This is a genomic window from Pseudoalteromonas sp. GW168-MNA-CIBAN-0100 (assembly GCF_040309225.1).
Lineage (GTDB): Bacteria > Pseudomonadota > Gammaproteobacteria > Enterobacterales > Alteromonadaceae > Pseudoalteromonas > Pseudoalteromonas arctica.
This window is the reverse complement of the sequence record NZ_JBEOOL010000427.1, coordinates 1-290: the sequence shown is the minus strand read 5'-3', so window position 1 is coordinate 290 and position 290 is coordinate 1. Positions and strand designations below refer to the sequence as shown.

Below are 290 nucleotides of genomic sequence, written 5' to 3'. Positions count from 1 at the left end.
ATTTAGTACGCCTTCAGGATCTAATTTTTTACGTAAACGCAGTACAAATACTTCAATTACGTTCGAATCAAGGTCAAAGTCTTGGTCGTAAATATGCTCAGTAAGCTCTGATTTAGAAATTACCTTTTGCGGATTAACCATGAGGTATTCTAGTACTTTGTATTCGTATGCAGTTAAGCTTAACTCTTTATCGTCAACCCACACTTGCTGCGAGCGAGTATGAATTTTAATTGGTCCTGCTGTCATTTCTGGGTTTGCTTTACCTGCGCTGCGGCGAATTAGTGCATTAC

At 39.0% G+C, this 290-nt stretch carries 1 protein-coding gene; it reads right to left on the bottom strand.

All coding sequences use genetic code 11. From position 1 onward, the window contains the following. Positions 1-290, bottom strand: a 290-nt coding sequence (locus AAEY62_RS21805; RefSeq protein WP_350636485.1) for a winged helix-turn-helix domain-containing protein, incomplete at both ends; no start/stop codon positions are given.